The organism is Thalassolituus sp. LLYu03 (genome assembly GCF_050507655.1).
Lineage (GTDB): Bacteria > Pseudomonadota > Gammaproteobacteria > Pseudomonadales > Oceanobacteraceae > Venatoribacter.
This window is the reverse complement of sequence record NZ_CP191496.1, coordinates 856,130-881,758: the sequence shown is the minus strand read 5'-3', so window position 1 is coordinate 881,758 and position 25,629 is coordinate 856,130. Positions and strand designations below refer to the sequence as shown.

The following is a 25,629-nucleotide window of genomic DNA, read 5'->3' as shown; positions in this document are numbered from 1 at the left end:
TTACTGCAGCGTCAGGGTCTGAACGTCGTCGTCATCATGATCATCGTGATCGTGTTTACCTTCAGACTTACAGGCGTCTTCCATGTAACCCACACGCTCACTGGCCGGCAGATCGTGCATCTGCTCGTAATAAATAACGGCCTGCATACAGAGTTCTTTCTGCTCAGCGTCCAGCTTGCGGCCATCCGGCCAGCGGCCCAGTTCAATGGCCGTGCGCAGATTTTGATAAATCTCAGGCGTCAGCGCCTTAATCAGTTGGTCAAGCGTCATCAGAACCTCGCTTAATGTGTTTAACCGGCCATACAGCCGCCAGTAAAAATCCGCTGATCAGCCCACCGATGTGAGCGCCATGGGCCGACGAGGTCAGCCCGGGAACCAGAGTGTCGGCACCAATCGTCAGTAACAGCCAGCCGACCATTACCGGCAGCAAGGCTTTGGGTACCTCGTACGGCACTCGGCGCAGACGAAATCCGACCCAGCCCAGCATGCCCATGGTAACGCCGGACACACCGCCAAACGCCGGGCCTGCGTACCACCACTGCACGGCATTGCCGATCAGTCCACAGAAGAAAAACAGCGCCAGCAGCGGCAAAGCACCGTCGAGCCGTTCGATCCGGCGCGCCAGAATCCACCACCACAGACTATTAAAAACGAGGTGCATCACAGAAAAGTGCAGCAGGGTCGGGCGCCATAAATCCCACACTCCCATATCGGCATAGGCCGACACGCTGAAACGCTGGGCGGGCCAGAGGGCTTCGCCGGTTTTAAGCCACGACAACCAGTCGTTGGACACCGACATCCAGACGAACATCAGCACAAACAGCAAAAGTCCGAGCAGGCTTAATGGGGTTTGCAGTGCCTCGGCCAGAAAATGGCGCACGACAGGTTTTGGCGCCTGAGGCTCAGGCGCGTTGAGCTGCCCTTCTTTCCAGGCCTCATACCAGGCCCGGACTTTGGGGGCATCGCTTTCGTTGGCAAGATACAGCAGTTGTTCGTCGCCCTGCTCCACCACCCGGTGAGCAATGCGTTCAGCCCACAGGTGACGGGTCAGCGGCGACAGATCGACGGAATTTTTTGCGACTAGAACCAGAATAACGGCCATAACTCAGCGTTCGTGTTTTTCCACACGTACCCAGGTGAATTTACCCGGCTGCAGGGTGCGCTCGTTATCCATGCGGTATGCCACCAGACGGCCATATTTCACCGCGCTGTAATCCAGACAGGCAATGTTCGGACGGATTGGCGACGGAATACCCTGCATCCAGTAATGGCCGATAAACAGCGGTTTTTCCGTTGGGCTGTAAAACAGCAGCTGGTCTTTTTCTTCCGGACTCAGCAGTGCGTGCTCAATGTCATCCGGCAGAGGGTCTGGCTGAAACACCACGTCGCCGTATTTTTCCGGCTGTTTTTCCCAGAACTTAGTGCGGAAAAACTGACGCACCATGCCGTCTTTGGCGGTCATGGAACGGCCATCCGGTAACTTCAGCGAAGTACCGCGCAACGAACGGTCGAGGAAACGGTACAGGAAGGAATCCGGGTTCACCGACTCCGGCAGCATGTCGCGGGTAATTTTATTGGTGCCGTAGCGACGCAGATATTCATCGACCATTCCCTGATCCCAGCAGGCATGAATCACGCGGAAGTGTTCATACTCACGGAACAGCGGCTGTTCGAGAAACCAGTTCAGGAATTCATTGAATTCGTGCGGATGGTCTTCAAACTGCTTAATGGTCTGTTCGATGATGAAATTATTACGCGGTGTGTGCGGGCGCAGATACGGCTGACGCAAGCCCGGTGGCGCTTCGGTTAAATAGGTCACCAGATTGTATTCGTGGTTTCCCATCACCATGTCGGCATGACCACCGTCGACCATGTCACGCACGATGTGGCAGGACTGACGGATATTCGGACCGCGGTCGACAATATCGCCGACAAACACAGCCTTGCGCTTGGCGTGCTGATACACGCCGTTGCGTTTGCTGTAGCCCATCTGCTCCAGCAGCTCGATCAGCGTGTTACCACAGCCGTGAATGTCACCAATCAGATCGTAACCCTGGTGCATGTTTAATCCCCCAGGTTACTGCTCCAGCCCAGTTTGGTCCGGCAAATCTCGTAGAAATTATGACCTTTGGGATGAATGAGCTTCAGTTTGTGCGCTTTTTTACGGATGGTGATGCTGTCGCCCGGGGCGCATGGAATGTGCGTCTGGCCATCACAACTGATGGTCGGGTACAGGCCCTGATGGGCGTCGATCACAATTTTAATTTCGGCTTTGCCGTCGACCACAATCGGGCGGCTCGACAGGGTGTGCGGGAACATTGGCACCAGCACCAGCGCATCCAGTTTCGGGTGCATGATAGGACCACCGCCGGACAGGGAATACGCCGTTGAACCGGTCGGGGTTGACACAATCAGACCGTCGGAACGCTGGTTGTAGACATACTGGCCCTCAATCCAAAGATCGAAGGCGATCATGCGCGCCGATTTCCCCGGGTGCAGAACCACGTCATTCAGGGCTGCGGCGTTGGCAATCGGGTTACCATCGCGCTTGACCTCAGCATCGAGCAGGAAGCGCATTTCGCTCATGTATTCGCCGTTGAGCACCGCCTGCACTTCGTCGAGCATGGTCTCGTCCGGGGTGATGTCAGTCAGGAAGCCCAGACGACCACGGTTGATGCCCAGCACAGGCGTATTGAATTTGGCCAGTGCACGGGCCGCGCCCAGCAAACTGCCGTCACCGCCGACCACAATCACGAGGTCGCAAATTTCACCCAGCAGGTTAACATTGCTGACCTGCAGCCCGTGACCCGGCATGACCTCTGCAATACGGTCGTCCAGAATCACGTGATAACCCTCATCGATCAGATAACGGTTAAGGCGCTTGATGGTTTCAATAACCTTAGTGCTGTTCAGACGGCCGATAATGCCGATGTTGCGAAACTCTTCCATTGCTCGTACTGCCAACCTTTCAGAGCGGTGCGTGAAAGGCCGTTTTATACCACAGAGGAGCTGAAAACGCTTGCTGCCTTCGTCGCCCGCCCCGGATCACGCCTACTTCCGCCTGTTGCAGCAGCATCAGCGCGACCGCACCTGGAGCCTGCTTGGCCCGGCCTTACTCGACACCGACTGGAGCCCGGCCGCAGCGCCGTTTCTGAGCCACCTGAACAACGACGATCTATGGGCAACCATCACCGGCCTGCCCGCCCCGGATTACCGCAGCAGCCGCTTGGGGCTGATGTTCGAAACCCTGTGGGCGCAGACACTGAACGCGCTGTTCCCACGGGTAGAAGCCAACCGTCAGATTCTGGAAGGCCAGGCCACCCGTGGCGAACTCGACCTGTTGCTGGACGACGGCCGGCAACACTGGCATGCAGAGCTGGCACTCAAGTTTTATCTGGCTGCCAACGGTGACTGGATAGGCCCCAACAGCCGCGACCATCTGCCTCGTAAGATCCGCCACACCCGCGAACATCAGTTGCCACTGAGCCAGCAAACGGCCGTGCAGGAGCAACTCGCCGCCGCCGGCTGGTATCCGGCACAGAGCGTATCGGTCATGAAAGGGTGTCTGTTTTACCGTGCCGATGAAAAGGCTCACGCACCAGAGGGCGTAAACCCGGATCACTGGCAGGGCCGCTGGTGTTTTGCGCGGGAAATGGCCGGAACATTGCCAGCCGGCGACTGGAGTCTGATCAGCAAAGATCAGTGGCTGAGCCCGGCGGTGTTGCCCAACCGGGTAACCAAAGAAGAACTGGTGCGTTATCTGACCCGCCATTTCGCCAGCCTGAGTTACCCGGCCTGTGCGGTACGCTTAAGTGAAGGCACTCTCGGCTGGTGCGAACAGCAACGCTGGCTGATCATGCCCGATCACTGGCCCGAGGCAGGCACCCACAGCCGTCTGGCGGCCCGGCCGGTTTAGTCAGGAGGATTTGCCGGGTCCGACAAAAGGGCTTAAGTCAGTGGCAGATCCAAACCGCCCCCCCGCCGCCCCTGCAGGCCACCGGAATGCACCAGCAGAATCCGCTTACCGGCATTCAGGCCCTGCTTCTCGGCGGCTAAAAACGCCGCCACCAGTTTCACCGTGTAGACAGGATCCAGTGGCAAATGCAGCGCATCGAAATGGTGAATCAGCGCCAAGTGAGCGGGACTGACTTTGCCAAAACCGCCACCATGGGCGTCGTCTATTACGCGCCAGTTGATGCCACCCGGCATCAGCGATGACCAGTGACGGGACAGAAATCCCTGATCGGCAACGGCATTCACACCAACGACCGTGGTTGCCGCATCAAGCTCGTTCAACCCCTGAGCAATACCCAATGCCGTGGTGCCGGTGCCGCAGGCGAGCCAGACTTCATCGTAGTGCGCGCAGACGGACGCCAGCCGGCGACAGCCGCTCAGACCGGCATCGCTGCCACCGCCCTCCGGAATCACCAGAGCGTCGTATTCATCCGCCAGTTCAGCTTGCCACGATGGCTCGTAACGGCGCCTGTAAGTCGCCTTATCGACAAACACCAGCTGCGCGCCCCAGTCGGCGCAATCCCTGAGCGTGGGCGTCAGTGGCAGATGCGCATAGCCGCGCACCACCAGCACGACAGGAATGCCGGTCTGCTGTCCGAGGGCAGCGAGCGCATGCAGATGATTGGACCAGACACCACCAAAGCTGAGCAGTGCCCGTTTTCCGGACGACGCAAAGGCATCGAGATGGCCAATCAGTTTGAAGGGTTTATTACCGGAAAACTGCGGGTGCAAGCGGTCGAGACGCAGCACGTCGGCCTGACAACTCAGTCCGCTCTCCGGCCAGGGGTCAGGCAGAGAGGCCAGATTCCGTGGCGAGGTTAATGCGTCGATGAAGTTTGCAGTAAGCATGAAGGTCCTGACTGAAATCCCGCGGGTGTGCGACCCGCGGAATCTGGGCAGAGCACTGCAGGCAACGGGCGTCATCGTAATGAGCCAGCCACTGGCGGTAAACCTCTTCGCCGACATTGCAGCGACGGGCAGCGTAGCCCATCGGACTTTCCAGATACCCCGGCAGGTTGGCCGGCGTAATGGTCAGGTGGCCGGCGCCGGGGTGAAAAGCCACTACCACGGCATCCAGCTCTTCAAGCAATTTCAGTAAGCGCTCGTCGCTGTGTTCCGATGCCTCAGCCAGCGCCTGCTCCAGCGCCTCAATGCGGATCTGGGCGGCGCCGCTCTGTTCCGTTGCCTGAGCCTGAGCGGACAACAACCCCGCCACCTGAGCAGCTAAAGCGTCGCGCTCGGCACTGAGCGCATAATGAGAAGCTTTTGATGTCTCGATACGGGCGGCGTTTTCCGCCTGAAAGGCCTGCATGTCCTGCGCTGCTTGCTCAGACTGTGTGACGGATTCAGCCAGCGCCTGTTGCAGCTGGTCGCGTTCAAGCCGGGTCTGGGCCAATTCAGAGTGCAGAAGCTGCAGCGCATCGTCGGCGCTTGGCTCCTCAGCCGCGATAAGCGCCTCAACGGCCTCGACCGCCTCATCCCCATCTGGCAGCGGAGCACCGTGCTTTTCGGCAGCGGCTACCTGCTGTTCAAGACGGGCATTCAGTTCTTTCTGGCGCGCCATATCCTGCTGCAGCTGCTGCAGCTGTTTTCGGTAGGCGTCCATCTCCTGGCGCAGCGTGCGCTTCAGTTCTTCGACTTCCGGATCCTCGTGGCGGCGGGCCAGCGCCCAGCCGACATCGCCGGTAATACGGCCGGGCGTTTCCGCCAGCAGATTCAGCGACTGAGCCGATGCAGCAGCGGGCGCTGCTGGCAGAGGGTTATCGCGCAGGGCCTTACGGATGGCCATAAAATCGGACGTGGCCGGCTCCCACAGCGCATCGGCATGCCAGCTGATCGGGCATTGACTGCGACAGGCCAGACGGATCCGCCCACCGCCCAGGCTCGGCCCCTGTCCTGCCTGCTCGGCCAGACGGCGAAGCGGCATGTGCCAGCCGTTGTCGACCACCCCCTGAGTGACGGGCAACTCGAACAGCACCAGAGATTCGGCATCGCGATGGGTAGTCAGAGCGACATACGCCGCTTTCAGGCGACCGCTCACCGGCTTTGCCAGCGGCAGATGCTGACGCACCAGCTGCTCAAGCTCAGTCAGCCAGAGGACCTGAGAGACTTCGTGGTCGTGCAGTATGAAAACAGCTTCCTGAGCGGGCATGCGGGTTCCGGACTGAGCAATAAGTCTGTAATGATTGCGTCAACACTAATAAATCAGGCTGATAACAAACAGGTCAGTTCCCGCCAGCTCAGCGGGAATGCCTGAAATTATGACCAGATTCACTGTTCGCACAGGAAAGTCAGGTTCAGTACTTGCGCTTTTCGGTGGGGTTTGACGGGATGCCGAACACATCGGTTTCCGGTTCGGCTTCCTTCGATAACGCCTTGGCCAGATTGTCTTCCCGCTCCTGGCCGCCGTTATATAAAGAAGCAGTACGACTTGAAAGGGCCCGGATACGTTCGTTCTTTTCCGGGTATTGCAGATCGAATTCGATCAGCAGCTTCTTCGCTGCTTTGTAGTAATTGGTGGCGGTAATCACATCACCGCGCCCGGCAGCGACATCGCCCTGCGCGGTGTAGGTATCGACCTCCCGCTCCAGCAGGGTCAGTCGCAGGTAGCGACGGTATTCGAGCATGGCGGTTTCCGAAATCACTTTCTTTTTCACCAGCACCGCCAGCGTCTTCAGTACCCGGCCAAACATGCGCCGGGCCAGCCGCAGTTCACGGTCACTTTTGAAAATCCGGCGACTGCCCTTGCCCGCCTCAATTTTGCCACGATAGGGCTCGGGGTCGAAAAACGGTACGCCGGATGCATCGCTGTCGCCTTTCGGCAGCCCTTCCTGATACAGGCCGTAGAGATGATCCACCCGATCCAGAATGACGAACTGCACTTCTTTAAAATTGTCGACCAGAATCAGGAACTCCAGCGCCTCCAGCAGGTCATCAGCACTCTGACGCACCAGACGGGCCTGCGCGCGCTGTGAATCCTTGGCTTGCTGCTTACGGCCGGCAAACACCAGTCCGAACAGCGCCAGTGCAACGGGTAAAGCGATGGCAATGACCAGTCCGATTGCCGACATAAAAAACCTGTCTCCGTAATTTGTGCTATTTCTGAATCTTAATCTTTGGCGTGTGCTGCCGTTCGCCCACGTCGTAACGGCAGCAGTATCTGAAGCAAGTTTAGTCTCAATTCAGGCATTTGCCGGGGTTTAACGCCGATACCTGCGTACCATTCAGGCTTGACCGCCCCCCGGGGTCTGCCTATAAAGTGTCGCCTTCGTATCGCCTGGCAAAGTCAACAAGAAGGGTAAATCATAGGATCATGGGCAAATCGCTGGTAATCGTGGAATCGCCTGCCAAGGCTAAAACCATTAATAAGTACCTCGGAAAAGATTTCGTGGTTAAGTCCAGCGTGGGTCATATCCGCGACCTGCCGGCGTCGGGTTCCGGCCAACCTGTGGATGCCAAAGAACGGGCCAAACAGGCCGCGCTTACCCGTAAAATGTCGCCGGAAGAAAAGGCGGAATATAAGAAGCGTAAATCCCATGATCAGCTGATTGCCCGCATGGGGGTCGACCCGGACCACAGCTGGCAGGCGAATTACCAGGTCCTGCCTGGAAAAGAAAAAGTGGTCGATGAACTGAAGCGACTGGCCAAAGATGCCGATCACATTTATCTCGCAACGGACTTGGACCGCGAAGGGGAAGCCATTGCATGGCACCTGCGGGAAGTTATCGGCAACAAACAAAAAGATTACCGTCGGGTGGTGTTCAACGAGATCACCAAAAAGGCCATTCAGAGCGCGTTCGAAAAGCCGTCCGAGCTGAATATGAATCGCGTGAACGCTCAGCAGGCGCGCCGTTTTCTCGACCGCGTCGTGGGCTTCATGGTGTCGCCTTTGCTGTGGGCAAAAGTGGCCCGTGGCCTGTCCGCCGGTCGCGTGCAATCGGTGGCTGTGCGCCTGATCGTTGAGCGTGAGCGTGAAATCCGCGCCTTCGTGCCAGAAGAATTCTGGGAGGCCGCCGCTGAGCTGACCATTCCATCCGGCGAGGCACTGAAAGCCGACGTTACCCGCATGAAGGGCGAAGAATTCCGTCCGGTAAACGAAACCGACACCATGGCCGCCATGAATGTGCTGCGTGGCGAGACCTTCAAAGTCAGCAACCGCGAAGATAAACCAACGTCGTCCAAACCGGCCGCGCCGTTTATTACGTCTACCCTGCAACAGGCCGCCAGTACCCGTCTGGGCTTCAGCGTTAAGAAAACCATGACGCTGGCGCAACGCCTGTATGAAGCCGGTTACATCACCTACATGCGTACCGACTCGACCAACCTGAGTCAGGAAGCAGTAGAAACCGTGCGTACCTTTATCGGCAAGCAGATGGGCAGCGACTACCTGCCATCTGAGCCACGCCTGTACAGCTCCAAAGAAGGCGCTCAAGAAGCGCACGAAGCGATCCGCCCTTCCGACGTGACGCTGAAAGCCTCGGATTTGTCCGCCATGGAACCGGACGCTCAACGTCTGTACGACCTGATCTGGCGCCGTTTTGTCGCCTGTCAGATGAGCGATGCCCGCTTCACCAGCACCAGCATCACCATCTCCGCCGGTGATTTTGAACTGCGTACGCGCGGCCGCGTCATGCTGTTTGATGGTCACCTGAAAGTTCTGGCGGCCATGGGCAAAGGCGAAGACGACGTGCTGCTGCCAGACGTTGCTCAGGGTGACGTACTGAAACTGAACGAGCTGCTGCCGAAACAGCACTTCACCAAACCAGCACCGCGCTTTTCCGAAGCCGCACTGGTCAAAGAACTCGAGAAAAAGGGCATCGGCCGCCCGTCAACTTACGCCTCCATCATTTCCACCATTCAGGAACGCGGATACGTCAGCCTCAAGGGCCGCCGTTTTTACGCCGAAAAAATGGGCGATATCGTGACCAGTCGTCTGCAGGAAAATTTCACTGACCTGATGGACTACGGCTTCACCGCCAGCATGGAAGAAAAACTCGACAACATTGCCGAAGGTGACGCCAACTGGACCGATGTTCTGGACGAATTTTACAGCGATTTCAGCGGCAAGCTGGAGCACGCCGAAGGCGACAACGGCATGCGCCCTAATGACCCGGTTGATACCGACATCAGCTGTCCGACATGCAGCCGCCACATGCAGATCCGCACCGGTTCTACCGGCGTATTCCTTGGCTGCTCCGGCTACAGCCTGCCGCCCAAAGAGCGCTGCACCCAGACTCTGAACCTGATTCCGGGTGACGAAGCGATTGCCGCCGAAGACGATGAAGAAGCCGAAAGCCGCCGTCTGATGCACAAGCGTCGCTGTAAAATCTGTGACGCCGCGATGGACAGCTACCTGCTGGACGAAAACCGCAAAGTGCATATCTGCGGCAACAATCCGGATTGCTCAGGGTTTGAAGTCGAAGCCGGCCAGTTCCGCATTAAAGGCTACGATGGCCCAACGCTTGAGTGCGATAAATGCGGCAGCGAAATGCAGCTGAAGTCCGGACGTTTCGGCAAGTATTTTGGCTGCACCAACAGTGCCTGCAATAACACACGCAAACTGCTGAAAAGCGGTGAAGCCGCACCGCCAAAAATGGAACCGATTCCGATGCCGGAGCTTAAGTGCGAAAAAGTGGAAGACACTTACGTACTGCGCGATGGCGCCACCGGTCTGTTCCTGGCCGCCAGTCAGTTCCCGAAAAAACGCGAAACCCGTGCGCCTCTAGTGCAGGAACTGCTGCCGTATCAGGCCATGTTGCCCGAGAAATATCACTTCTTGCTGGATGCACCGCTGAAGGACAAAGAAGGCAACCCTTCTATTATCCGCTACAGCCGCAAAACCAAAGAGCAGTACGTGATGACCGAAAAAGAAGGCAAAGCCACCGGCTGGTCAGCGTTCTACGACGGTGGCAAATGGTCTGTACAAGAAAAAGCCAGCAGTAAAAAAGAGAAGTAATCAGCCTAAAATCCGGGAATAAGAACGAAATATTTCGCACTTTTCCCGGATTTTTCATTTCTGCCGCCATTGCTAACGTGCGCTTTCCAACAAGGAGAAACACTATGCAATGGATTAAGCACTTTCTTTCAGCACTTCTGATCAGCCTGTCGCTGACCGCGTTCGCAGAAGAGCCCACACCCCAGACCGTGAATCTGAATACCGCCACCGTTGAGCAACTGACCACTCTGAAAGGCGTGGGCAAAGCCAAAGCGGAAGCGATTATTCAGTACCGCGCGGCGCACGGTGAGTTCAAATCCCTCGACGAGCTGACGCAGGTGAAAGGCATCGGCGCCGGCATCATCGAGAAAAACCGCGGCCTACTGGCACTGGAATAAACCAGAGTTGTACGCTTCGAAATAAAAAGAGCCGCAGATGCGGCTCTTTTTTTGCTCCGACAATCCAGCGGAATGAGTCTGGCGGAATGAGTCTGGCGGAATGAGTCTGGCGGAATGAGTCTGGCGGAATGAGTCTGGTGGAGCTGCGGGTCAGTCCGTCACCAGACAATTACCCCACTCGCAACGCACCAGCAGATAGCTGTCGTCCGGACAACGGGCATCGTATACCTCGAACGGCCAGGCATTTTTCAGCAAATGCACTTCTGCACCCGCACATCCCTGACGTTTGGCCATCTTTTCGACCACGTAGAAGGAGCGGCCGTACACTTTGCCGGTTTTGCTTTCGATCGCCGCGCGCTTGATCGACGTGTCTTTGCCTTCGCGTTCAGAGCGGCGCTGCAACGACACCAGCGAGTCGTACACATCGCTATTGCCATGCAGATCGCGCTCACCGTTGTTGTACTGATCGAGTACACGTTTGCACAGATCAGCGCGGTTGCCCGAGCTGGACAGCAGATCATTCACTTCATTTTCAGCCGTCTCCACTACCTGCCAGGTCAGTGCCATGGCCATACGGGCGCCGGTTTCTGCGCGTTCATCGCTGACGTGGATAATGTCGTAGCCCAGACCGAAATCAGCACTCTCAACAAACGCCCCGTTACGCTTCCACCAGTTCTGACGGGCCGTATAGGCCGCCTGCCGGGTATCGGCACTGACCTTTTCACAGGCATCAACCCAGGCTCTGAGGGTGGTATCGGATTGCAGTGCGTAATACACAGCGTCACCGGTCGGGGATAATGGACTGGATGAGCAACCTTGCAAAATTCCAAGAGTCGCGATGGCTGGCAGCAGCAGACTACGCATAATATCGTCCTTATTCTGAGTCCGTCGGAGAGACCGCCACGATCGGGCGGATAAATTCAAGAAGGTCGTCGTGGGTGAATGGCCATTGCAATTCACGCTGGGATTCTTCGTGCAGAAGCACCGGAATTCGTGAACCGTAACGGTCCACCAGCGCTTCCGACTCTGAGATATCTTCCAGAAAAACATCACAGGGAATAGAGGCGGCACATTCCATCAGCACCGTCTGTGCGAGTTCGCACAGGTGGCAGGCTTCTGTACCGAATAAAACCAGCGCCATTCGTCGCCCTTCCGTTAAAACCGGGCTTCAGTATAGCGGCCGGGTGCTGATCAGACAAAAAGACCCGCCGCCTGATTCAGACCGGCGTGGAATTCCTCCCACACAGACAGTCGTTCATCCTGCGGCAGCATCTGCTCGACCAGATCACGGAACACATTGTGTGGCTCGGCCAGCGCACCGGCTTTTTCCAGAGCACTGGTGTATTGCTCAGCATACAGAGCCAGCGGTGCTTTCAGCGATTCAAGCTCTGGGGTCGGCAGTTCAACCGGCGCCGGGGCATAGGCACGGGACGTACTGATGACCGACTGCTGCGTCAGGCTCAGACTCATGGACGCCAGCTGCGAGCCATCAAACCCCAGTGACATGGCACTCTGCAGGGCGGAACCGATATCGCCGCCAAAGAACTGCTCACTGAGACTCTGTACATCACCGAACAGCCCCTCCAGCGCGGTTTTTTCGGCGTCACTGAGGGACCCGCTGACCTGCATGTTCCAGCTTTGCTGATTGTTGGCAGTAAAGCGCATATTGCCCGCAGACGATTGCAGGCTCTGGTCGGCACTCTGGGAAAAGCTCACCTCAACCCGGTCACCATCGCGGGTCAGTACCTGCAGCGACAAGGTATTGCTGGCGCTGACCGACGCGCGGCTGCTGACCACCGAAGACGAAGCCGCTTCCGGATTGCGGATGCGGTTTTCCATATCGTCCAGTGCGGCGTCCACCAGACTGCGGCCATCGGCAATACTGGCGTTCAGGTCGTCGTCCAGCATGCCCATGTCATCGAGCATGGCGGTCGCTTCCTGATAGCCCTTTTCGATACCCGCGCGGGCCGCATCCAGACGCTGCAGCAGACGCTCCTGCGACGCTCCGGACGCCGCCAGCTCATCGAGCCCACGGGTTACGTGTTTGAGAATATTGGCAGCGGTATCTTGCGGCGATTGCTTGGGCCCGAGGCTGACCGCGCCGGACGACGCCTGTGCCTGCTCGGTTTTTCCGGATTCCTGAGTCTGGGCACTCACCGTTGGTGAGGCCTTGTGACCCGATGACAGCGGGTTGTACCCGCCTGACAGCCGGCTGTTGTACCAGCCCGGTGGAATTGAAACGCTCATGATCAGCTCCGGAGGTGTTTATCCGGTTATCGGCTGCTCTGGCGAAATCTTGAACAGATGTTGAGCAGACGTCCACATCGGGAACGCCTGCTCAGCACCTGCTAAAGGTCAGTAGCAGACCACGCCGTGACGGTAGTCTTCGCTCAGATCCACACGCCAGCACACCTGATTACGCTCAATTTCGCTCAGGATATGGTCGGCATCGCAATGCAGCAGCTGCATGGTTTTGAAGGTTTTGTAGCAGGCTTCAAGCGCCTTGTGATCAAGCGCAATCACTTCCTCGCGGGTCATGATGCCATTTTCAATCAGCGCGCTGCGCCATTCGCCGATGTCCTGCTGTTTCATCAGGTGTTCGACAAGGGGATGGATCAGGGACAGTTTCTGATGGCTCATGGGGATTCCTCCGGTTAGTTCAGACCGACACAATGCCCCCGGCAGCGCCGCAGAACCAGTTCAAAAAATGAACACTTTCTTAACCAAAAGGAAACAGTCGTAAAACAAACGTTTGTTTTATTCCGCAATCACCGCTCTGCAGCAGGTGCTTACTGCCCCGCCTGACGGCGCTGGTTGCGGTATTCAACCGGAGTTTGTCCGGTCCAGCGCTTGAACGCCCGGTAGAAGGTACTCGGCTCAGAAAAGCCGGTTAGGTAGACAATTTCGTCGATGCTTTCATCGGTACTGGCCAGCAGACGCTTGGCCAGATTGCAGCGGTATTCCGCCAGCAGTTGATTGAAATTGGTGCCGGCGTCCGACAGGCGGGAACGCAGGGTGCGGGCGCGGATACCAAGGCGCTCGGCCACTTCTTCGAGGCTGACCTGTGCGGTTTCGAGAATTTCGCCGAACACGCGGAAAACCTGCGCCACAATGTCCTGCCGCTCCAGTTTCGCCACATGCTCGATGGCCAGTTTCTCGTGCAGCTGCAGCAATTCCGGCTCGGCATGGGACGACGGCAAATCGAGCAACGTGCGACTGAAGACGATGCGGTTGTCCGGCTGCGAAAAACTCACCGGGCACTGAAAGATGCGTTCGTGCTCGCTGACGCAGTCTGGCGCTTCGTGGGTGAAATGGATGTGCGACGGGCGGAATGCGTCGTCGGTAACGTAACGGAAGAAGCGCACCAGACCGAGGGTCAGGCATTCGTTCAGATGACGCAGCCCGGTGACTTCGGTGCTCGCGCTTTCCACCAGAATAAAGGCGTTGTCGTTATCCAGACCGGTACTGGCCTGCGACGCATCCGACAGCAGACGCTGGTAGTTCAGTGCGCGGTTGAGGCCGTCACCAAACGTCGGACTCGACAGGAACAAATACTGCAGCACCTGTCCTTTGTAGACCGGCATGTTCTCGCCCAGATGCAGACCAATGTCGGCATCCCCGCTTTCCTCTTCCATCACCCGCCAGAACAACAGCTGCGCGGCATGGGGCGTGCGGATATTGCGGTCGGCCAGCAGCTCAGGCGTCACCCCCAGACGACGGAAAACACCACTGACGTTCAGGCCCATTTTCATCATGGCCTGATGTGCCAGCTGAATCATGACCCCAGAGTCACGCAATTCCGTCATTCCGCCCGACATAAGCTATTGATAATCCGTAAGACTTTCGCCGGATTCTGCCAGATACACAGGCAGCTTCAAGTGCTTATTGACCGAACTGACGCTCAGTGGCCTGAGTTCGTGCCAATGGTGAGCACTGCTCACTTCATATACTGGCGGTATTTCTCACCACGATCAGAATAATCAAAGGAATCCTGTCATGAGTCAGGCGGTCAGCATGCAATTCAGCTCAGCACCCGGCACCATCGGCCAGTATCTGCGGGCGCTTACCGCCCGTGGCACGGGTCAGTCAAAGCCTGAGTTTCCCACGCTGGATGCGCTTCTGGTGGGTGTACTGGCAGACTCCGCCAAAGTGAAGGCCTATGCCCGCGTGTGCGGCTTCAACGATAACAGCGGCTACCTGCCACTGACCTACCCGCACATCCTGGCCTTTCCGCTGCACATGGAACTGATGCTGCACAAGAGCTTCCCGCTGCCACTGATGGGACTGGTGCACATCAGCAACCGCATCACCCAGCGCCGCCGCATCCGTGTGTCAGACAAGCTGGACATTCATTGCCGCCTGGGTGAATCCCGCCAGACCGACAAAGGCACAGAATTCGACATTCTCACCACGGTATCGTCTGCCGGCGAAGAGCTGTGGTCGTCCGTCAGCACCAACCTGTTCCGCCGCGCGTCCGGCGCGGCCGCCAAAGGCCCAAGGACACCACAGGCGCCGGCACAGTTCGACAGCAGTGAATACTGGACGCTGCCGTCCTCTCTGGGCCGCCAGTACGCGCGCGTTTCCGGCGACTCCAACCCGATTCACCTGCACCCGCTGGCGGCAAAATTATTCGGATTCAAACGCCACATCGCCCATGGCATGTGGAGCAAAGCCCGCATCGCCGCCGCGCTGGCCGAAAAATTCAGCGATGGTGCCGTGGAGTTCGCCTGCGATTTCAAATTACCCGTGTTCCTGCCAGCCAAACTGGAGCTGTGCTACAGCCGCAGCGAGGACGGCCAGATCCGTTTTGAATTGCGCAATCCGGGTGGAGACAAAGTGCATGTGAAAGGGACAATTGGCGCGCCCAAGGCGTAAACGCAGGGTTTTAGGGAACGCCTGAAGCGGTTATTGATCTGCCTGCGACAGGCCGGGGGCTCCCAGGAGCCAGGCCTCAGCTTCTTCGCGCAGATCAAAGCGCTGCACCGGATACGCCGGCTGGTGATAACTGAGAAACATCGACGTCAGGTGGCGCAGCATGAAGGAATTGCCGACGATGCCGAGCGCACCCACGGCGTGCAGCACATCCGGGTGTGAGGCAAAGATCTGCACTTCAAAATCGATGGTCAGTATGTCCTGGCCGAGCAACAGCACAGGCCGGGGCTCACGGCCACCGACGCGGATGTGCGCGCGATGGATGTAGCTGACCAGCGCCAGCGTCAGATGACTGAAGCCGGCAAGATCGTGGTAGACAATACCGTTGCTCCCCAGCCAGGTGATGGGCTTGGCTGACGAGTCTACTCCTCGAATTGTCATATCAAACTGCATTATTAGAAATGAACTGAATAAACGATAGCAAAGTCGTCATGAAAAGAAAGTGCTATTGATAAAACAGACGAAAAGATTCAGGCCAACGACAGAAGTTTGAAGAATACGCTCACATTTCTGGCCTGAACGGCGAAATCACCCCATTCTGACCGCAGATACGAAAGGATACTGAGAAAGCAAAAGGTTTCCTCAATTGAGCTGACTGGTATGATCAGCGCAAAGCCGGCGGGCCTTCACATCGCCGGGAAAACACCCATAAAACAATAACAATCAGGTAATTCCATGTTTCCACTCCGACGGGCAGCCAGTGCTGCATGCGCCACTGCGTTACTCCTCCTGACGTCTCCGCTGAGCCAGGCCGAAGGCGGCTTTGTCGCCGTGCAGGCCGGTATTACGGATTCGCAGGACATGGACCGCTTTGAAAACACCTTCAAAGTGCATTTCGGCCCCAACATTACCAAGCGCCTGTCGCTGGAATTTGGCCTGATGGATATGGGCAAGGTGTCGTACCGTGATCCTCAGCCGGACTTCACCGATGTCAGCGACGATACCGCGCCGACGTTCAAACACGCCGAACATGGATCCGTCAGCCGCACCAGTGCCACCGATACCGACCCGTCCGTTGCCACCTTCACCGGCTTTTCCAGTGCGCATCCGCAAAGTGTGCTGATTACCTTCCGCTACCGCATTCCGCTGCGCGATGATCTCGATTTCTTCCTCAAGACTGGCGCCAACATCTGGTGGGCCGATTACGAACTGGTGGAAATCAACGCTTATCAGGATGAAACCGTTACCCGTTCGGTGACCAAACGCGGTCAAACCTCAGCCGTTGATCAGATCACCGGTGGTGGTTTCCTGTGGAATGTGGCGAGTGGCTTGTCAATACGCGCCGAATTGGAAACCTCGGCGCTGGATAGCAGAGATTTTGAACGGGCCCGCTTCCAATTAGTCACACTGGGTGCCCAGTACGAGTTCTGACCTGCGGTAACACTGACGATTTTTTGCACACCCATTGAGCAAAGAATCACCAACCTCCCTCCCCAATCAGTGATTTCGTGCCACAAACGTCAAAATGTGGCAAGGAATCACTTTTTCTTTTCTTAAAAACGGTATGGTGAGTTAAATAATCACACAGCCGCGTTACCTTTGGTAACACATGACAAATTTGGTCACACTCCCTTACTATAAAGCCCGCAGAATTAACCGATCACCCGATGGCATAACGCTTGCTGTTGAGTATCGTTTTAAAAACAAGAACCAGACAGATCGACGCCTATGAACATGGAACAGGGTTATTTATCCACCGCCTTGGTGCGGCCATTGCTGGATGCGGCAGGGCCTGCGTTCTTCGATCAGATCCCCGCCAAGGGCAATTCCGCCGTGCAGCGGGTGCTGAAACAGCTGAAAGATCCGGACAGCCGCATCAGTGTGGCCGACGCCGATGAACTCATCGGTCAGTTGGTGCAACACAGCGGCAACGATTCGGTCTGCGTTCAGTCGTCCAACAAATTCAGTGTTCATGGCAGTTGCCAGCTGCAGCATCTGTTCCTGTGCTGCAATACCCTGCGCGAAGCCCTCTACTATCTGGAAAAATTCTCGCCGCTCCTCAGTGACAACCTGGAAGTTCAGGTTACCCGCACCCGCGACAACATCATCAAGGTAAAGCTGCCGGTTGAAGACAACTTCATCGTTGCCCAGCAGCGCCGCCGTACCGAAATTGTGATCAGCACCCTGCTCAGCTGGCTGCGTCAGCTGTGTGGCAACGAACTCGAGATCACCAGTATTGCCCTGCCGTTCCCGGCACCTCAGTACAGCTCCGCTTTCCAGAACAACTGGAAATGCGCCGTTCAGTTCAGTGCCGACGAGTGCTCGGTGCAGTTCCCGGCCCGCTGGCTGGATGAAGGGCTGCACAACACCAACCCGCACATCCTGAATATGATGAAGCGCGAAGTGGAAGAGCAGTACCGCAAGCTGGCCCGCACCGGCTCGCTGGCCGAGCGCATCCGCAAAGCGTTCCTGCAGAATCGTATCCGCCTGAACGCTAACCAGCAGGAAGTGGCCGATTACTTCCACATCAGTGCGCGCACACTGAACCGCCACCTGAACCGTGAAGATACGTCGCTGAAGCAGATCGTGACTCAGGTACGTCTGGAAATGGCCAAGCAACTGCTGGCAACCACCGACGACAGCATCGAGCAGATTGCCCTGACCATAGGTCTCTCTGGCCGCCGCACGCTGGACCGCATTTTCATCAAGGAAATCAACCAGAGTCCGGCGCAGTACCGTCAGAGCCAGAAGTCTGTGCCCATGGCCGCCAACAGCTGAGCGCTGCTGACGTAAAAACAAAAAGAGCGGCCTGAGCCGCTCTTTTTTTGCCTTACTGTCGGCGCCTGATTCGCTTGCCGGCGCCTGACCAGTTAACGCTGGAAGGATCAGGCCATCCCCAGCAAGCGCATGCGTTGCAGGGCCACCACGCTGATGGCATCGGTAATACGCCCGTCCATGGCCATGGCAAAGGCCTCGTCAAACGGCACACGACGCACTTCCAGCACCTCGGTTTCCTCGGGTTCCGCTTCGGCCTCACTGAGCCCGCGCGCGACGAAAATAAAGCCTTCTTCGTTGGTAATGCAGTTGCTGGTGTGTACCCGGGCAATCAACTCCAGCGACTGCGCGACCAGACCGGTTTCTTCCTTCAGCTCACGCAACGCGGTTTCAGCCGCATCCTCGCCCTCGGGCGCACCGCCCATCGGAATTTCCCAGTGGTACTGCTCCAGCGGAAAACGGTACTGGCCCACCAGCCAGATGTCGCCATTGTCGGCCAGCGGCACAACCCCGACCGCGCGGTTATGAAACGACACAGTGCCGTAAATGCCCGGGTTGCCAGCCGGCGTCAGCACCTTATGTTCGTGCACTTTGATCCAGGGATTGGCGTATTTTTCCTCGACACTGAGGAGCGTCCAGGGATTCGATTCATCCGTCATGAGCGTGCTTCCTTAACGATAAATAGTAACGGCCGGCGAGCCACAGCAAACCACTGATCAGTCCCGCCAGATGCGCACGGGTTTCGACCCGCCCGCCAATCAGCGAACGCAGTGCACCGTCGTCGTAGAAGGTGGTCTGTTCCCAGATCACCTTGCCGATAATCACCAGCGCAATCAGCCACTGAATACGCCGGTCGTAATAACGGGAAGTCGCCACTGACACCAGTAATAAGCCGTGCAGAACACCCGACAGACCGACGTAGTAATACAAATCACCGGCCAGCCACCACAGGCTCAGGCCGACAAACATCAGACTGAACAACAGAAACACCAGCGTGGCCCGGCGGCTGAAATCAGCGCCGGCGATGTAAGCACACAGCAGCACGCCAGCCGAATTACTGGCCGCGTGAACCGGTGACAGATGCACCCAGTGGGCCGTCAGCAGACGCCACCACTGGCCAGCAGCAATGGCGTTGCGGTCAAAGCGCAGCCACTGGCCGGACGCGGGTTCCAGCAACGCCAGCGAACCGATCACACAGAGCATGGCCACAGCCAGCCAGTAACGATGGAGAAAAGAGAGGAAAGCGCTCATCCGTTGGCCGATATCCGGAAGGAAGAATGCGCGGATTATGCGGTCAGTGACGGCAAACTGCTACCGTTCACGCGGCCCGGCGGCGGGATCCGGCGAATGCGGCCAGCGTCAGCAACCACAGCGGATTGAAGAAGCCGCCGCTGCCCGACGAGCTGTCGGCTGAACTGGCGGACGACGCAGAGTCAGAGGACGAAGCCCCCTGCGAAACGGACTTATCAACCACAGCAGCACTGCTGTTGCCGGTTTGCTGCACCAGCAGGCGCACACTGGCATCGAACGCGGCAACCGCCGTAGCCGACCCATTCACCAGATACGTCTGGCCACTGGCATCGCCCTGCGCGTCCACCGCAAACGGCGCGTAACTGCCGCCGGCACTGGAGGTAATATCCAGCTGAAGGTTACGGGCACCCGTCAGATTCAGCGGATTGCTCCACAGCAGACGGTTCCAGCCTTTCTGCACACTGAATGACTGGCCACTGAGCAGGCGCTGACCATCGGCGGACAAGTCCACCAGCACAGTACCACTGCCCAGTGCATAGAAATCGATACCGTCGGCGGACAGCAGATTGTCCGCCGCCAGCAGCACGCGCAGCTGGGCGCTACCGCCGTAGCTGCCATACACAGCGTTCGCCGGCAGCTCGTCGAGCCCCAGATTGTTGCCCGACGGCACCGAGGCCAGCTCCACCGACAGATCGGCCACCACGCCGGCTTCTACCGCCAGCAGTTCAACAGAGTTGCCGCCTGCGGCATCCGCCGCCGCCGAAAACAGCAGCTGGCCACTGGCGGAACTGAAGACATCCGATGCCTCGCCAAGGTTGCTGTTGCTCAGCAGATCATCGCGACCGTCGGCCTCTTCGATGGCCAGCAGGCGCAAATCCGTGGCACTGGCGCTCAATGAACCGAAGCCCGCCAGATCATTGATGCGGGTAACCAATACGCCGCTGCCCGGCAGACCGGCGTCATAGCCGCTCTGATGCCGGTGTTCGAGCAACAGACGCTCACCATGGCGGTAAGCATCCAGATTCACTTCCACCACATCGCCGGCATCGCTGACGGCACGCAGTTCCAATTCGTTCACACCGGCTTTGAGTTCCTGCGGGTCAATAAACCCGGCCTGCTGTTTGCTCCAGCCCAGCAGGTGCGCCGGGCGTTCGCCGGCATAGCCGCTGTCTCGGTTCCAGCCACCCAGCCCCATAAGCCCCCAGCGGCCAATCCCCAGACCGGAACCGCTGGTGTCGTACAGGTCGGGCAGATCAAACAGCAAATGACCCAGCTCGTGGCAGATGACACCAATGGTTGCCAGATGGCTCTGGTGACGCTCGCCGAACAGCGCGTATTCACTGAACAGCTCATTGCCCACGCTGCCCTGATAGGTGCTGGCTTTGTGCGCCCACACGCGGGGATGCGTGGTCGCCGCACCGCCATAGGCCTGCTCGTAGCCGGCCACCATAATCACCAGACCCAGCTCATTGGGGTCCAGCCAGCCATCCTGATTCTGATCGTAGGCACTCAGGTCCAGCCCGGCACCAACCTGAGCCAGCACCTCGCGGGCCAGCGCCTGACTGCTGCCGCTGTAGCTGTTACCGAAATCCGGATGCGCGCTGTTCAGGGTAATGCGTACCACGCCATCGTTGGCGGTGCCGCTGGACTCAGCCGCCGGCAAAACCCGGAACTTGCCGTAGGAATTCTCAAGGAAGTAGGCCTGCACGCTGTCGCTGCTGCCAAAGAAGCGCTGGGCAATGTCGTCATCCGAGTAGGTAAACGCCTGATCGGCGAAGGCCACACGCACCACCAGCAAATGCTGGTCGAAGTCGGTTCCGGCGGTGTAGCGGAAGGGCTGGCGCTCGGCGGCAGCCGCCAGAGAAACCGCCGAAGAGAAAGAGACAGACGCAGCAGAAAGGCGGACCTCAGGCACAGCAACCACCGGCACCGGCAGTTCCCCCTCGCCTTCCACAGCATGGTCAACGGCCCACAGGCCATTATCGTCCTCACGGACGGTGAACCAGTGACCGTTGATTTCCGTAACGGTAGCGCCGGTTCGGGTTTCAGCCAGGATAAGCGCCTGAGAACGGGCGCCATCCACAACGGCCAGGGTGCGAATGTCGAGTGCAGAGCCATCCGCCAGAGTGACGCTCATCCACTCCTGCGGCGGCAGCAAGGTTGCTTGCGCGGCAGAGGTCAGCATCAGCAGCAGGGCGGCGATCCATCGGGTCATGTTCAGGGCTCACACAGGTGTTACCCTAAACATAGTCAACCAATGTTCAGTGAATGGTCGTTTTCACAACTCACTACAAAACAGCATTTTTATGACGCGCGGATTTGCCGGATTTCGTCAAAAAAACAGCTTTTTCAGCCCTCTCTGTTACCTCTCCTCACCCCGGATACACAGTGATAAATTGCCTTACAGCCCAGTATTCATGCGGTTTGCGGTTGCTTTTCCAGGGTATCCGCCGTGACCGTATGGGCACTGCGGATAAAGGCCATCGCCCGCTGCTCCATCCAATAGGTCTGGTCTGGCGTGCGGCGGATAAACCCGACATGACCACCGCTGTCCGGCATCTCCAGCGTCAGCGACGGATGCTGGCGGGCAATATCCACTGGGAAGCATGCGGGCGACAGAAACGGGTCGTTGCGGGCATTCACCAGCAAGGCCGGAATGCGGATCTGGTGCAGGTAGCGCAGGCTGCTGGACTGATGCCAGTAATCCTCGGCATCACGGAAACCGTGCAGCGGCGCTGTGTAGCGGTCGTCGAATTCCTGAAAGCTGCTCATGTCGTCATAGCCCTTCAGTGTCACGCGCCCCGGAAAGCGCTGGGCTTTGTCCGCCATTTTCACGCGCAGATCTTTCAGGAAGCGCCACATAAAAATGCGGTTCTGCCATTTGGCCAGCTGGAAAGCCGAGCTGCGCAGATCGCAGGGAACCGAGAAAGCCGCCACGCTTTTTACCGCCTCCGGCAACAGATGCGCCTCGCGCCCGGTATACACCAGACTGAGGTTGCCGCCCATGGAGTAACCGACCAGATGAATGGCGCGGTAGCCGCGCGTGAGGGCATGCAGCACCACGCGGTGCAGATCGTCGGTGGCGCCGCTGTGGTACATGCGTGGCAGGCGGTTCATTTCGCCGGAACAGGAGCGGAAATTCCACGCCAGCGCATCCCAGCCATTACGGTTGGCTTCGCGTACCGTGCCCAGCACATAAGGCCGGCGCGAATGCCCTTCCAGGCCGTGCGAGACAATCACCAGCGTGTCTGAGCCCTGACAGCTCCAGTCGAGATCGAGGAAGTCACCGTCGTCGGTGTCGATGCGTTCGCGGGTCAGATGGGCATCATCCAGACGGCGGAACAAGGTCGGCAGAATGCTTTGCAGATAACCGTTGGCAAGAAAGCGCGGCGGGCGGTAGCTGGATGCAAGGATAGGCATGTCCGTTTCCTGAACTAGGGAAACGGCATTTTATCCGCCCACAGGCGATCAGTAATGCTTTTTAAGGTATTCGAGGATGGTTTCCGGGCTGTACAGCCAGCGGCCGCCCTGTTCGTCGTCGACGCGCAGGCAAGGCACTTTCGGTGCACCGCCGCCGTTGATGAGTTCACTGGCGTAGGAGTTTACGCGCATCACGTCTTTTTCAACGACCCGCAGGCCCAGACGTTCGCATTGACGGCGCACACTGATGGAGGCAGGACAATTCCTGCTGAAGTAGAGATGCATGCGGCGCGATTCGCGGTCCAGCAGGCATTGTTGGTCGGCTGTCCTGTCTATAGGGCGCACAGGCACCAGACGGTCAACCAGATTAAGAGCTCGGCCTTTCAGCGTTCTCGTCAGAGTCATAAGTCTGTCGCGATTACTGCTAACGGCCGGCATTGTATTCCGACGGTTAAATTAATCCAGCATTTTCCGGAAAGAATGCGTGAACACGCCTGCTACTTTGGTAACAATTCAGCCAGTTACCTGCAGCAACAGCACGCCGCCCATAATGGCCAGCATCAGAAAGGTCAGAGCCCAGCGCGATTGCTGGCAGAATTTACAGGGGCGGGAAGAAGCGGGCATGGGCAGCGTCCGTCATAAACACTGCCCAAGTATAGATCAGTCAATCCACTTGTTACGGCCGAAGGACGGGATGCTCTTCCAGTTTTCCCAGTGCATCCACACCGCCACCGCCTTACCGACGATGTTGGCTTCCGGCACGAAGCCCCAGCCACGGCTGTCGTGGCTGTTGCCACGGTTGTCGCCCATCATGAAGTAGCTGCCTTGCGGCACATCCCACTCACCTTCCGGGCCGGCCCACACCACAGTCTGGTTATTGCGCGGGTCGCGTCCCACCATCCACTGAATGGTGGCGTCGGCGGAATCCAGCTTTTCTTCGGCCAGATACTTCAGCGGACGGTAAACCGGTTCACCGCCCAGTTCGCGGGTTTCAATCACCTGACCGTTCACGGTCAGCTGACGGTTACGGTATTCAATGTGATCACCCGGCAGACCGATGACACGCTTGATGAAATAGCGGGAATCGTTCGGCGGGAAAAACACCATCACATCGCCACGCTGCGGTTCACCAATGGGAATCAGGGTATTGCCGAATACCGGCATGCGCAGACCGTAATGGAACTTGCTGACCAGAATAAAGTCCCCTTTGATCAGACCCGGCTCCATGGAGCCTGACGGAATCTGGAAAGGTTCGGCGACGAACGAGCGCAGCACAAACACCAGCGCCAGCACCGGGAAAAAGGACTTGGACTGCTCGATGATGAAGGGCTCGGTTTCCGACTGATGAATATCGTCCGGGTGAGCATTGCCGGCAATCAGGGCATCGGTACGGGCTTTACGCTGCTTGGCAAACCAGAATTTATCGGCAGCGGCCACGACACCGGTTCCTACCGTCAGTACCATCAGAATGAGGGGAAAATCGATATCCATGCTTCTACACTTAACTATCTGAAATTTAAGAGGTCAGGCATTCTAACCGCCACCGGGATTCATGGCGAGCAACGCCCGCCGCCATACAGACAGCAAACGGGAGACTTGGTTGCATGAAGCACATCCGCACAAAGGACGGCATTGATCTGGCCTTCGAACGAATGGGCAAGGAACAGGATCCGGCGGTGATTCTGATCATGGGGTTAGGCGCCCAGATGCGCATCTGGCCCGACAGTCTGTGTCAGGCCATCGTCGCCCGCGGTTATCAGGTGATCCGCTTTGACAACCGCGACGTCGGCAATTCCACCGCGCTGGAACACGCCGGCAACCCCAGCCTGGTGGCCACCTGGCTGGCCGCCAAACTGAAACGCAAAGCGCGTGTGCCTTACACCCTGAAAGACATGGCACGCGACGTCATCGCCCTGATGGACGCTCTGCACATCGACAGTGCCCATCTGGTCGGCGCGTCTATGGGCGGCATGATTGCCCAGATTCTGGCCGCCAAGCATAAAAAGCGCGTGCGCAGCCTGACCTCCATGATGTCGTCCGCCACCAGCCCAGGGCTGCCGGATGCCAAATTACGCGTGCTGTTGCAGCTCGCCCGCCGCCCCACGCCGTTCAACCGGGAAGCCTCCATCCGCTACACCATGCGCATGAACCGCCTGATCGGCAGTCCGGCCTATCCGATGGACGAAATGGAATTACGCGCGCTGGCCGAAACCAGTTTTGAACGCAGCTCTGGCCCGGGTGGCTTCAAGCGCCAGCTGGTTGCCATCACAGCCGCCGGCGACCGCAGCCATCTGCTGAGCAAAATCAAAGTGCCGACGCTGGTGATTCACGGCAGTGACGACCCGCTGATTCCGGCGCGCATGGGCGAAGACACCGCCGCCGCCATCCGCAAAGCCAAACTGCGCATTATTCAGGGCATGGGGCACGACCTGCCGCCGGCGCTGGTGCCAACGTTGGCGAAAATGATCGGCAAGCATCTGAAAAAATCAGAAAAGCGCTGGCTGAGAAAACAGGAAAAAGAACGGATAAAAACAACGGAGCAAACCGGCGCCGCGGAATTTACGGCCAGCCCGCCAACATCCGCTGACACGGCGGTGTTAAGCCATCAGGCCTGATGGCGGAACACGAAATACACAGCGCCCAACAGGCACAGACCGGCCCATAAATAATCGAGCCGCAGCGGCTCTTTCAGATAGAAGAGCGCAAAGGGTACAAACACACTCAGGGTGATCACTTCCTGCAGAATTTTCAGCTGGCCAACCGACAGCACGCTATAACCGATGCGGTTGGCCGGCACCTGCAGCAGATATTCAAACAGGGCGATGCCCCAGCTGACCAGCGCGGCGATGATCCACGGCTTGTGATTCAGCGTTTTTAAATGCGCGTACCACGCAAAGGTCATAAACACGTTGCTGAGCAGCAGGAGCCCGACCGTCACCGCCACCGGCGGCAGACCGAACATGA

The 25,629-nt window shown here is 57.9% G+C and carries 27 protein-coding genes; 7 read left to right on the top strand and 20 right to left on the bottom strand.

Features of this window, described 5'->3' with window-relative positions:
- Genes ACQUQU_RS04150 through ACQUQU_RS04135 form a run of 4 tightly spaced genes read right to left on the bottom strand, consistent with a single transcriptional unit; the run spans window position 1 to window position 2,949 of the window.
- Window positions 1-270: a YeaC family protein gene (locus ACQUQU_RS04150; RefSeq protein ID WP_430461994.1), complete on the bottom strand. Its 270-nt coding sequence runs from the start codon at window positions 268-270 to the stop codon at window positions 1-3.
- Window positions 260-1,102 carry a rhomboid family intramembrane serine protease gene (locus ACQUQU_RS04145; RefSeq protein WP_430461993.1) on the bottom strand — a complete coding sequence of 281 codons (843 nt, stop codon included), beginning with the start codon at window positions 1,100-1,102 and terminating at the stop codon, window positions 260-262. The genes ACQUQU_RS04150 and ACQUQU_RS04145 overlap by 11 nt, the downstream gene beginning before the upstream one ends.
- A 3-nt stretch (window positions 1,103-1,105) precedes the next feature.
- Window positions 1,106-2,062 (bottom strand): metallophosphoesterase, encoded by a 957-nt coding sequence (locus tag ACQUQU_RS04140; protein WP_430461992.1) that lies wholly within the window; start codon window positions 2,060-2,062, stop codon window positions 1,106-1,108.
- Window positions 2,063-2,064: 2 nt separating this feature from the next.
- Window positions 2,065-2,949, bottom strand: a complete 885-nt coding sequence (locus ACQUQU_RS04135) for an NAD(+) kinase (protein ID WP_430461991.1) — start codon at window positions 2,947-2,949, stop codon at window positions 2,065-2,067.
- Window positions 2,950-3,019: 70 nt separating this feature from the next.
- On the opposite strand from ACQUQU_RS04135, the gene ACQUQU_RS04130 reads away from it, so the two are divergent.
- Window positions 3,020-3,916 carry a DUF1853 family protein gene (locus tag ACQUQU_RS04130; protein ID WP_430461990.1) on the top strand — a complete coding sequence of 299 codons (897 nt, stop codon included), beginning with the start codon at window positions 3,020-3,022 and terminating at the stop codon, window positions 3,914-3,916.
- A 32-nt stretch (window positions 3,917-3,948) separates the two neighbouring features.
- On the opposite strand, the gene ACQUQU_RS04125 is transcribed toward ACQUQU_RS04130, so the two are convergent.
- The 3 genes from ACQUQU_RS04125 to ACQUQU_RS04115 all read right to left on the bottom strand — a co-directional run bounded on the left by ACQUQU_RS04125 (window position 3,949) and on the right by ACQUQU_RS04115 (window position 7,085).
- Window positions 3,949-4,863: a 1-aminocyclopropane-1-carboxylate deaminase/D-cysteine desulfhydrase gene (locus tag ACQUQU_RS04125; protein ID WP_430461989.1), complete on the bottom strand. Its 915-nt coding sequence runs from the start codon at window positions 4,861-4,863 to the stop codon at window positions 3,949-3,951.
- Window positions 4,802-6,166 (bottom strand): hypothetical protein, encoded by a 1,365-nt coding sequence (locus ACQUQU_RS04120; RefSeq protein ID WP_430461988.1) that lies wholly within the window; start codon window positions 6,164-6,166, stop codon window positions 4,802-4,804. The genes ACQUQU_RS04125 and ACQUQU_RS04120 overlap by 62 nt, the downstream gene beginning before the upstream one ends.
- 145 nt (window positions 6,167-6,311) lie before the next feature.
- On the bottom strand, window positions 6,312-7,085 hold the full coding sequence (locus ACQUQU_RS04115; protein ID WP_430461987.1) for a hypothetical protein: 774 nt from the start codon (window positions 7,083-7,085) through the stop codon (window positions 6,312-6,314).
- Between the two features lie 242 nt (window positions 7,086-7,327).
- Between ACQUQU_RS04115 and topA the strand changes: the two genes are divergently transcribed.
- Together topA and ACQUQU_RS04105 are read left to right on the top strand one after the other, a co-directional pair.
- A complete protein-coding gene (topA, locus tag ACQUQU_RS04110; protein WP_430461986.1) occupies window positions 7,328-9,970 on the top strand; it encodes a type I DNA topoisomerase in 2,643 nt (880 codons plus the stop codon).
- Window positions 9,971-10,074: 104 nt separating this feature from the next.
- On the top strand, window positions 10,075-10,347 hold the full coding sequence (locus ACQUQU_RS04105; protein WP_430461985.1) for a ComEA family DNA-binding protein: 273 nt from the start codon (window positions 10,075-10,077) through the stop codon (window positions 10,345-10,347).
- Between the two features lie 150 nt (window positions 10,348-10,497).
- On the opposite strand, the gene ACQUQU_RS04100 is transcribed toward ACQUQU_RS04105, so the two are convergent.
- The 5 genes from ACQUQU_RS04100 to ACQUQU_RS04080 form a co-directional block, all read right to left on the bottom strand.
- On the bottom strand, window positions 10,498-11,211 hold the full coding sequence (locus ACQUQU_RS04100) for a hypothetical protein (protein ID WP_430461984.1): 714 nt from the start codon (window positions 11,209-11,211) through the stop codon (window positions 10,498-10,500).
- 10 nt (window positions 11,212-11,221) lie between these two features.
- Window positions 11,222-11,488 (bottom strand): glutaredoxin family protein, encoded by a 267-nt coding sequence (locus ACQUQU_RS04095; RefSeq protein ID WP_430461983.1) that lies wholly within the window; start codon window positions 11,486-11,488, stop codon window positions 11,222-11,224.
- A gap of 50 nt (window positions 11,489-11,538) precedes the next feature.
- Entirely contained in the window at window positions 11,539-12,594 is a 1,056-nt protein-coding gene (locus ACQUQU_RS04090) for a DUF5610 domain-containing protein (protein ID WP_430461982.1), read from the bottom strand.
- 108 nt (window positions 12,595-12,702) lie between these two features.
- The gene (locus ACQUQU_RS04085) at window positions 12,703-12,987 is read right to left on the bottom strand and encodes a hypothetical protein (protein WP_430461981.1); all 285 of its coding nucleotides are present in this window, start codon (window positions 12,985-12,987) and stop codon (window positions 12,703-12,705) included.
- 149 nt (window positions 12,988-13,136) lie between these two features.
- Window positions 13,137-14,153, bottom strand: a complete 1,017-nt coding sequence (locus ACQUQU_RS04080; protein WP_430463011.1) for an AraC family transcriptional regulator — start codon at window positions 14,151-14,153, stop codon at window positions 13,137-13,139.
- A gap of 190 nt (window positions 14,154-14,343) precedes the next feature.
- Here ACQUQU_RS04080 and ACQUQU_RS04075 point away from each other — a divergent pair, with 190 nt between their 5' ends.
- Window positions 14,344-15,222: a MaoC/PaaZ C-terminal domain-containing protein gene (locus ACQUQU_RS04075; RefSeq protein ID WP_430461980.1), complete on the top strand. Its 879-nt coding sequence runs from the start codon at window positions 14,344-14,346 to the stop codon at window positions 15,220-15,222.
- 30 nt (window positions 15,223-15,252) lie between these two features.
- Here ACQUQU_RS04075 and ACQUQU_RS04070 read toward each other — a convergent pair whose 3' ends face one another.
- Window positions 15,253-15,660 carry a hypothetical protein gene (locus ACQUQU_RS04070; RefSeq protein ID WP_430461979.1) on the bottom strand — a complete coding sequence of 136 codons (408 nt, stop codon included), beginning with the start codon at window positions 15,658-15,660 and terminating at the stop codon, window positions 15,253-15,255.
- A 294-nt stretch (window positions 15,661-15,954) separates the two neighbouring features.
- Between ACQUQU_RS04070 and ACQUQU_RS04065 the strand changes: the two genes are divergently transcribed.
- Window positions 15,955-16,650 (top strand): hypothetical protein, encoded by a 696-nt coding sequence (locus tag ACQUQU_RS04065; protein WP_430461978.1) that lies wholly within the window; start codon window positions 15,955-15,957, stop codon window positions 16,648-16,650.
- A 297-nt stretch (window positions 16,651-16,947) separates the two neighbouring features.
- Window positions 16,948-17,997 carry an AraC family transcriptional regulator ligand-binding domain-containing protein gene (locus ACQUQU_RS04060; protein WP_430461977.1) on the top strand — a complete coding sequence of 350 codons (1,050 nt, stop codon included), beginning with the start codon at window positions 16,948-16,950 and terminating at the stop codon, window positions 17,995-17,997.
- Between the two features lie 107 nt (window positions 17,998-18,104).
- On the opposite strand, the gene ACQUQU_RS04055 is transcribed toward ACQUQU_RS04060, so the two are convergent.
- From ACQUQU_RS04055 to lepB, 6 genes are all read right to left on the bottom strand, one after another.
- Window positions 18,105-18,653 carry an NUDIX domain-containing protein gene (locus tag ACQUQU_RS04055; RefSeq protein ID WP_430461976.1) on the bottom strand — a complete coding sequence of 183 codons (549 nt, stop codon included), beginning with the start codon at window positions 18,651-18,653 and terminating at the stop codon, window positions 18,105-18,107.
- Window positions 18,643-19,245 (bottom strand): rhombosortase, encoded by a 603-nt coding sequence (rrtA, locus tag ACQUQU_RS04050; protein ID WP_430461975.1) that lies wholly within the window; start codon window positions 19,243-19,245, stop codon window positions 18,643-18,645. The genes ACQUQU_RS04055 and rrtA overlap by 11 nt, the downstream gene beginning before the upstream one ends.
- A 67-nt stretch (window positions 19,246-19,312) precedes the next feature.
- Window positions 19,313-21,460, bottom strand: coding sequence for a M6 family metalloprotease domain-containing protein (locus ACQUQU_RS04045; RefSeq protein WP_430461974.1), 2,148 nt, complete (start codon window positions 21,458-21,460; stop codon window positions 19,313-19,315).
- A 200-nt stretch (window positions 21,461-21,660) separates the two neighbouring features.
- Window positions 21,661-22,665, bottom strand: coding sequence for a YheT family hydrolase (locus tag ACQUQU_RS04040; RefSeq protein WP_430461973.1), 1,005 nt, complete (start codon window positions 22,663-22,665; stop codon window positions 21,661-21,663).
- Window positions 22,666-22,713: 48 nt separating this feature from the next.
- A complete protein-coding gene (locus ACQUQU_RS04035) occupies window positions 22,714-23,070 on the bottom strand; it encodes a glutaredoxin family protein (protein WP_430461972.1) in 357 nt (118 codons plus the stop codon).
- Window positions 23,071-23,325: 255 nt separating this feature from the next.
- Window positions 23,326-24,156: a signal peptidase I gene (gene lepB, locus ACQUQU_RS04030; RefSeq protein WP_430461971.1), complete on the bottom strand. Its 831-nt coding sequence runs from the start codon at window positions 24,154-24,156 to the stop codon at window positions 23,326-23,328.
- 113 nt (window positions 24,157-24,269) lie between these two features.
- Here lepB and ACQUQU_RS04025 point away from each other — a divergent pair, with 113 nt between their 5' ends.
- Window positions 24,270-25,280, top strand: a complete 1,011-nt coding sequence (locus tag ACQUQU_RS04025; RefSeq protein ID WP_430461970.1) for an alpha/beta fold hydrolase — start codon at window positions 24,270-24,272, stop codon at window positions 25,278-25,280.
- Here ACQUQU_RS04025 and ACQUQU_RS04020 read toward each other — a convergent pair.
- Window positions 25,271-25,627, bottom strand: coding sequence for a DMT family protein (locus ACQUQU_RS04020; protein WP_430461969.1), 357 nt, complete (start codon window positions 25,625-25,627; stop codon window positions 25,271-25,273). The genes ACQUQU_RS04025 and ACQUQU_RS04020 overlap by 10 nt on opposite strands.
- Window positions 25,628-25,629: the final 2 nt, after the last annotated feature.

What these genes read in the sequence shown, in the direction of transcription:
- ACQUQU_RS04040 (WP_430461973.1), bottom strand. Translation starts at nt 22,665, where the DNA reads ATGCCTATCCTTGCATCCAGCTACCGCCCGCCGCGCTTTCTTGCCAAC.
- ACQUQU_RS04120 (WP_430461988.1), bottom strand. Translation starts at nt 6,166, where the DNA reads ATGCCCGCTCAGGAAGCTGTTTTCATACTGCACGACCACGAAGTCTCT.
- rrtA (WP_430461975.1), bottom strand. Translation starts at nt 19,245, where the DNA reads ATGAGCGCTTTCCTCTCTTTTCTCCATCGTTACTGGCTGGCTGTGGCC.
- ACQUQU_RS04125 (WP_430461989.1), bottom strand. Translation starts at nt 4,863, where the DNA reads ATGCTTACTGCAAACTTCATCGACGCATTAACCTCGCCACGGAATCTG.
- ACQUQU_RS04035 (WP_430461972.1), bottom strand. Translation starts at nt 23,070, where the DNA reads ATGACTCTGACGAGAACGCTGAAAGGCCGAGCTCTTAATCTGGTTGAC.
- ACQUQU_RS04020 (WP_430461969.1), bottom strand. Translation starts at nt 25,627, where the DNA reads ATGTTCGGTCTGCCGCCGGTGGCGGTGACGGTCGGGCTCCTGCTGCTC.
- ACQUQU_RS04145 (WP_430461993.1), bottom strand. Translation starts at nt 1,102, where the DNA reads ATGGCCGTTATTCTGGTTCTAGTCGCAAAAAATTCCGTCGATCTGTCG.
- ACQUQU_RS04100 (WP_430461984.1), bottom strand. Translation starts at nt 11,211, where the DNA reads ATGCGTAGTCTGCTGCTGCCAGCCATCGCGACTCTTGGAATTTTGCAA.
- ACQUQU_RS04150 (WP_430461994.1), bottom strand. Translation starts at nt 270, where the DNA reads ATGACGCTTGACCAACTGATTAAGGCGCTGACGCCTGAGATTTATCAA.
- ACQUQU_RS04140 (WP_430461992.1), bottom strand. Translation starts at nt 2,062, where the DNA reads ATGCACCAGGGTTACGATCTGATTGGTGACATTCACGGCTGTGGTAAC.
- ACQUQU_RS04070 (WP_430461979.1), bottom strand. Translation starts at nt 15,660, where the DNA reads ATGACAATTCGAGGAGTAGACTCGTCAGCCAAGCCCATCACCTGGCTG.
- ACQUQU_RS04085 (WP_430461981.1), bottom strand. Translation starts at nt 12,987, where the DNA reads ATGAGCCATCAGAAACTGTCCCTGATCCATCCCCTTGTCGAACACCTG.
- ACQUQU_RS04075 (WP_430461980.1), top strand. Translation starts at nt 14,344, where the DNA reads ATGAGTCAGGCGGTCAGCATGCAATTCAGCTCAGCACCCGGCACCATC.
- ACQUQU_RS04135 (WP_430461991.1), bottom strand. Translation starts at nt 2,949, where the DNA reads ATGGAAGAGTTTCGCAACATCGGCATTATCGGCCGTCTGAACAGCACT.
- ACQUQU_RS04095 (WP_430461983.1), bottom strand. Translation starts at nt 11,488, where the DNA reads ATGGCGCTGGTTTTATTCGGTACAGAAGCCTGCCACCTGTGCGAACTC.
- ACQUQU_RS04055 (WP_430461976.1), bottom strand. Translation starts at nt 18,653, where the DNA reads ATGACGGATGAATCGAATCCCTGGACGCTCCTCAGTGTCGAGGAAAAA.
- lepB (WP_430461971.1), bottom strand. Translation starts at nt 24,156, where the DNA reads ATGGATATCGATTTTCCCCTCATTCTGATGGTACTGACGGTAGGAACC.
- ACQUQU_RS04080 (WP_430463011.1), bottom strand. Translation starts at nt 14,153, where the DNA reads ATGACGGAATTGCGTGACTCTGGGGTCATGATTCAGCTGGCACATCAG.
- ACQUQU_RS04060 (WP_430461977.1), top strand. Translation starts at nt 16,948, where the DNA reads ATGAACATGGAACAGGGTTATTTATCCACCGCCTTGGTGCGGCCATTG.
- ACQUQU_RS04115 (WP_430461987.1), bottom strand. Translation starts at nt 7,085, where the DNA reads ATGTCGGCAATCGGACTGGTCATTGCCATCGCTTTACCCGTTGCACTG.
- ACQUQU_RS04065 (WP_430461978.1), top strand. Translation starts at nt 15,955, where the DNA reads ATGTTTCCACTCCGACGGGCAGCCAGTGCTGCATGCGCCACTGCGTTA.
- ACQUQU_RS04045 (WP_430461974.1), bottom strand. Translation starts at nt 21,460, where the DNA reads ATGACCCGATGGATCGCCGCCCTGCTGCTGATGCTGACCTCTGCCGCG.
- ACQUQU_RS04090 (WP_430461982.1), bottom strand. Translation starts at nt 12,594, where the DNA reads ATGAGCGTTTCAATTCCACCGGGCTGGTACAACAGCCGGCTGTCAGGC.
- topA (WP_430461986.1), top strand. Translation starts at nt 7,328, where the DNA reads ATGGGCAAATCGCTGGTAATCGTGGAATCGCCTGCCAAGGCTAAAACC.
- ACQUQU_RS04105 (WP_430461985.1), top strand. Translation starts at nt 10,075, where the DNA reads ATGCAATGGATTAAGCACTTTCTTTCAGCACTTCTGATCAGCCTGTCG.
- ACQUQU_RS04025 (WP_430461970.1), top strand. Translation starts at nt 24,270, where the DNA reads ATGAAGCACATCCGCACAAAGGACGGCATTGATCTGGCCTTCGAACGA.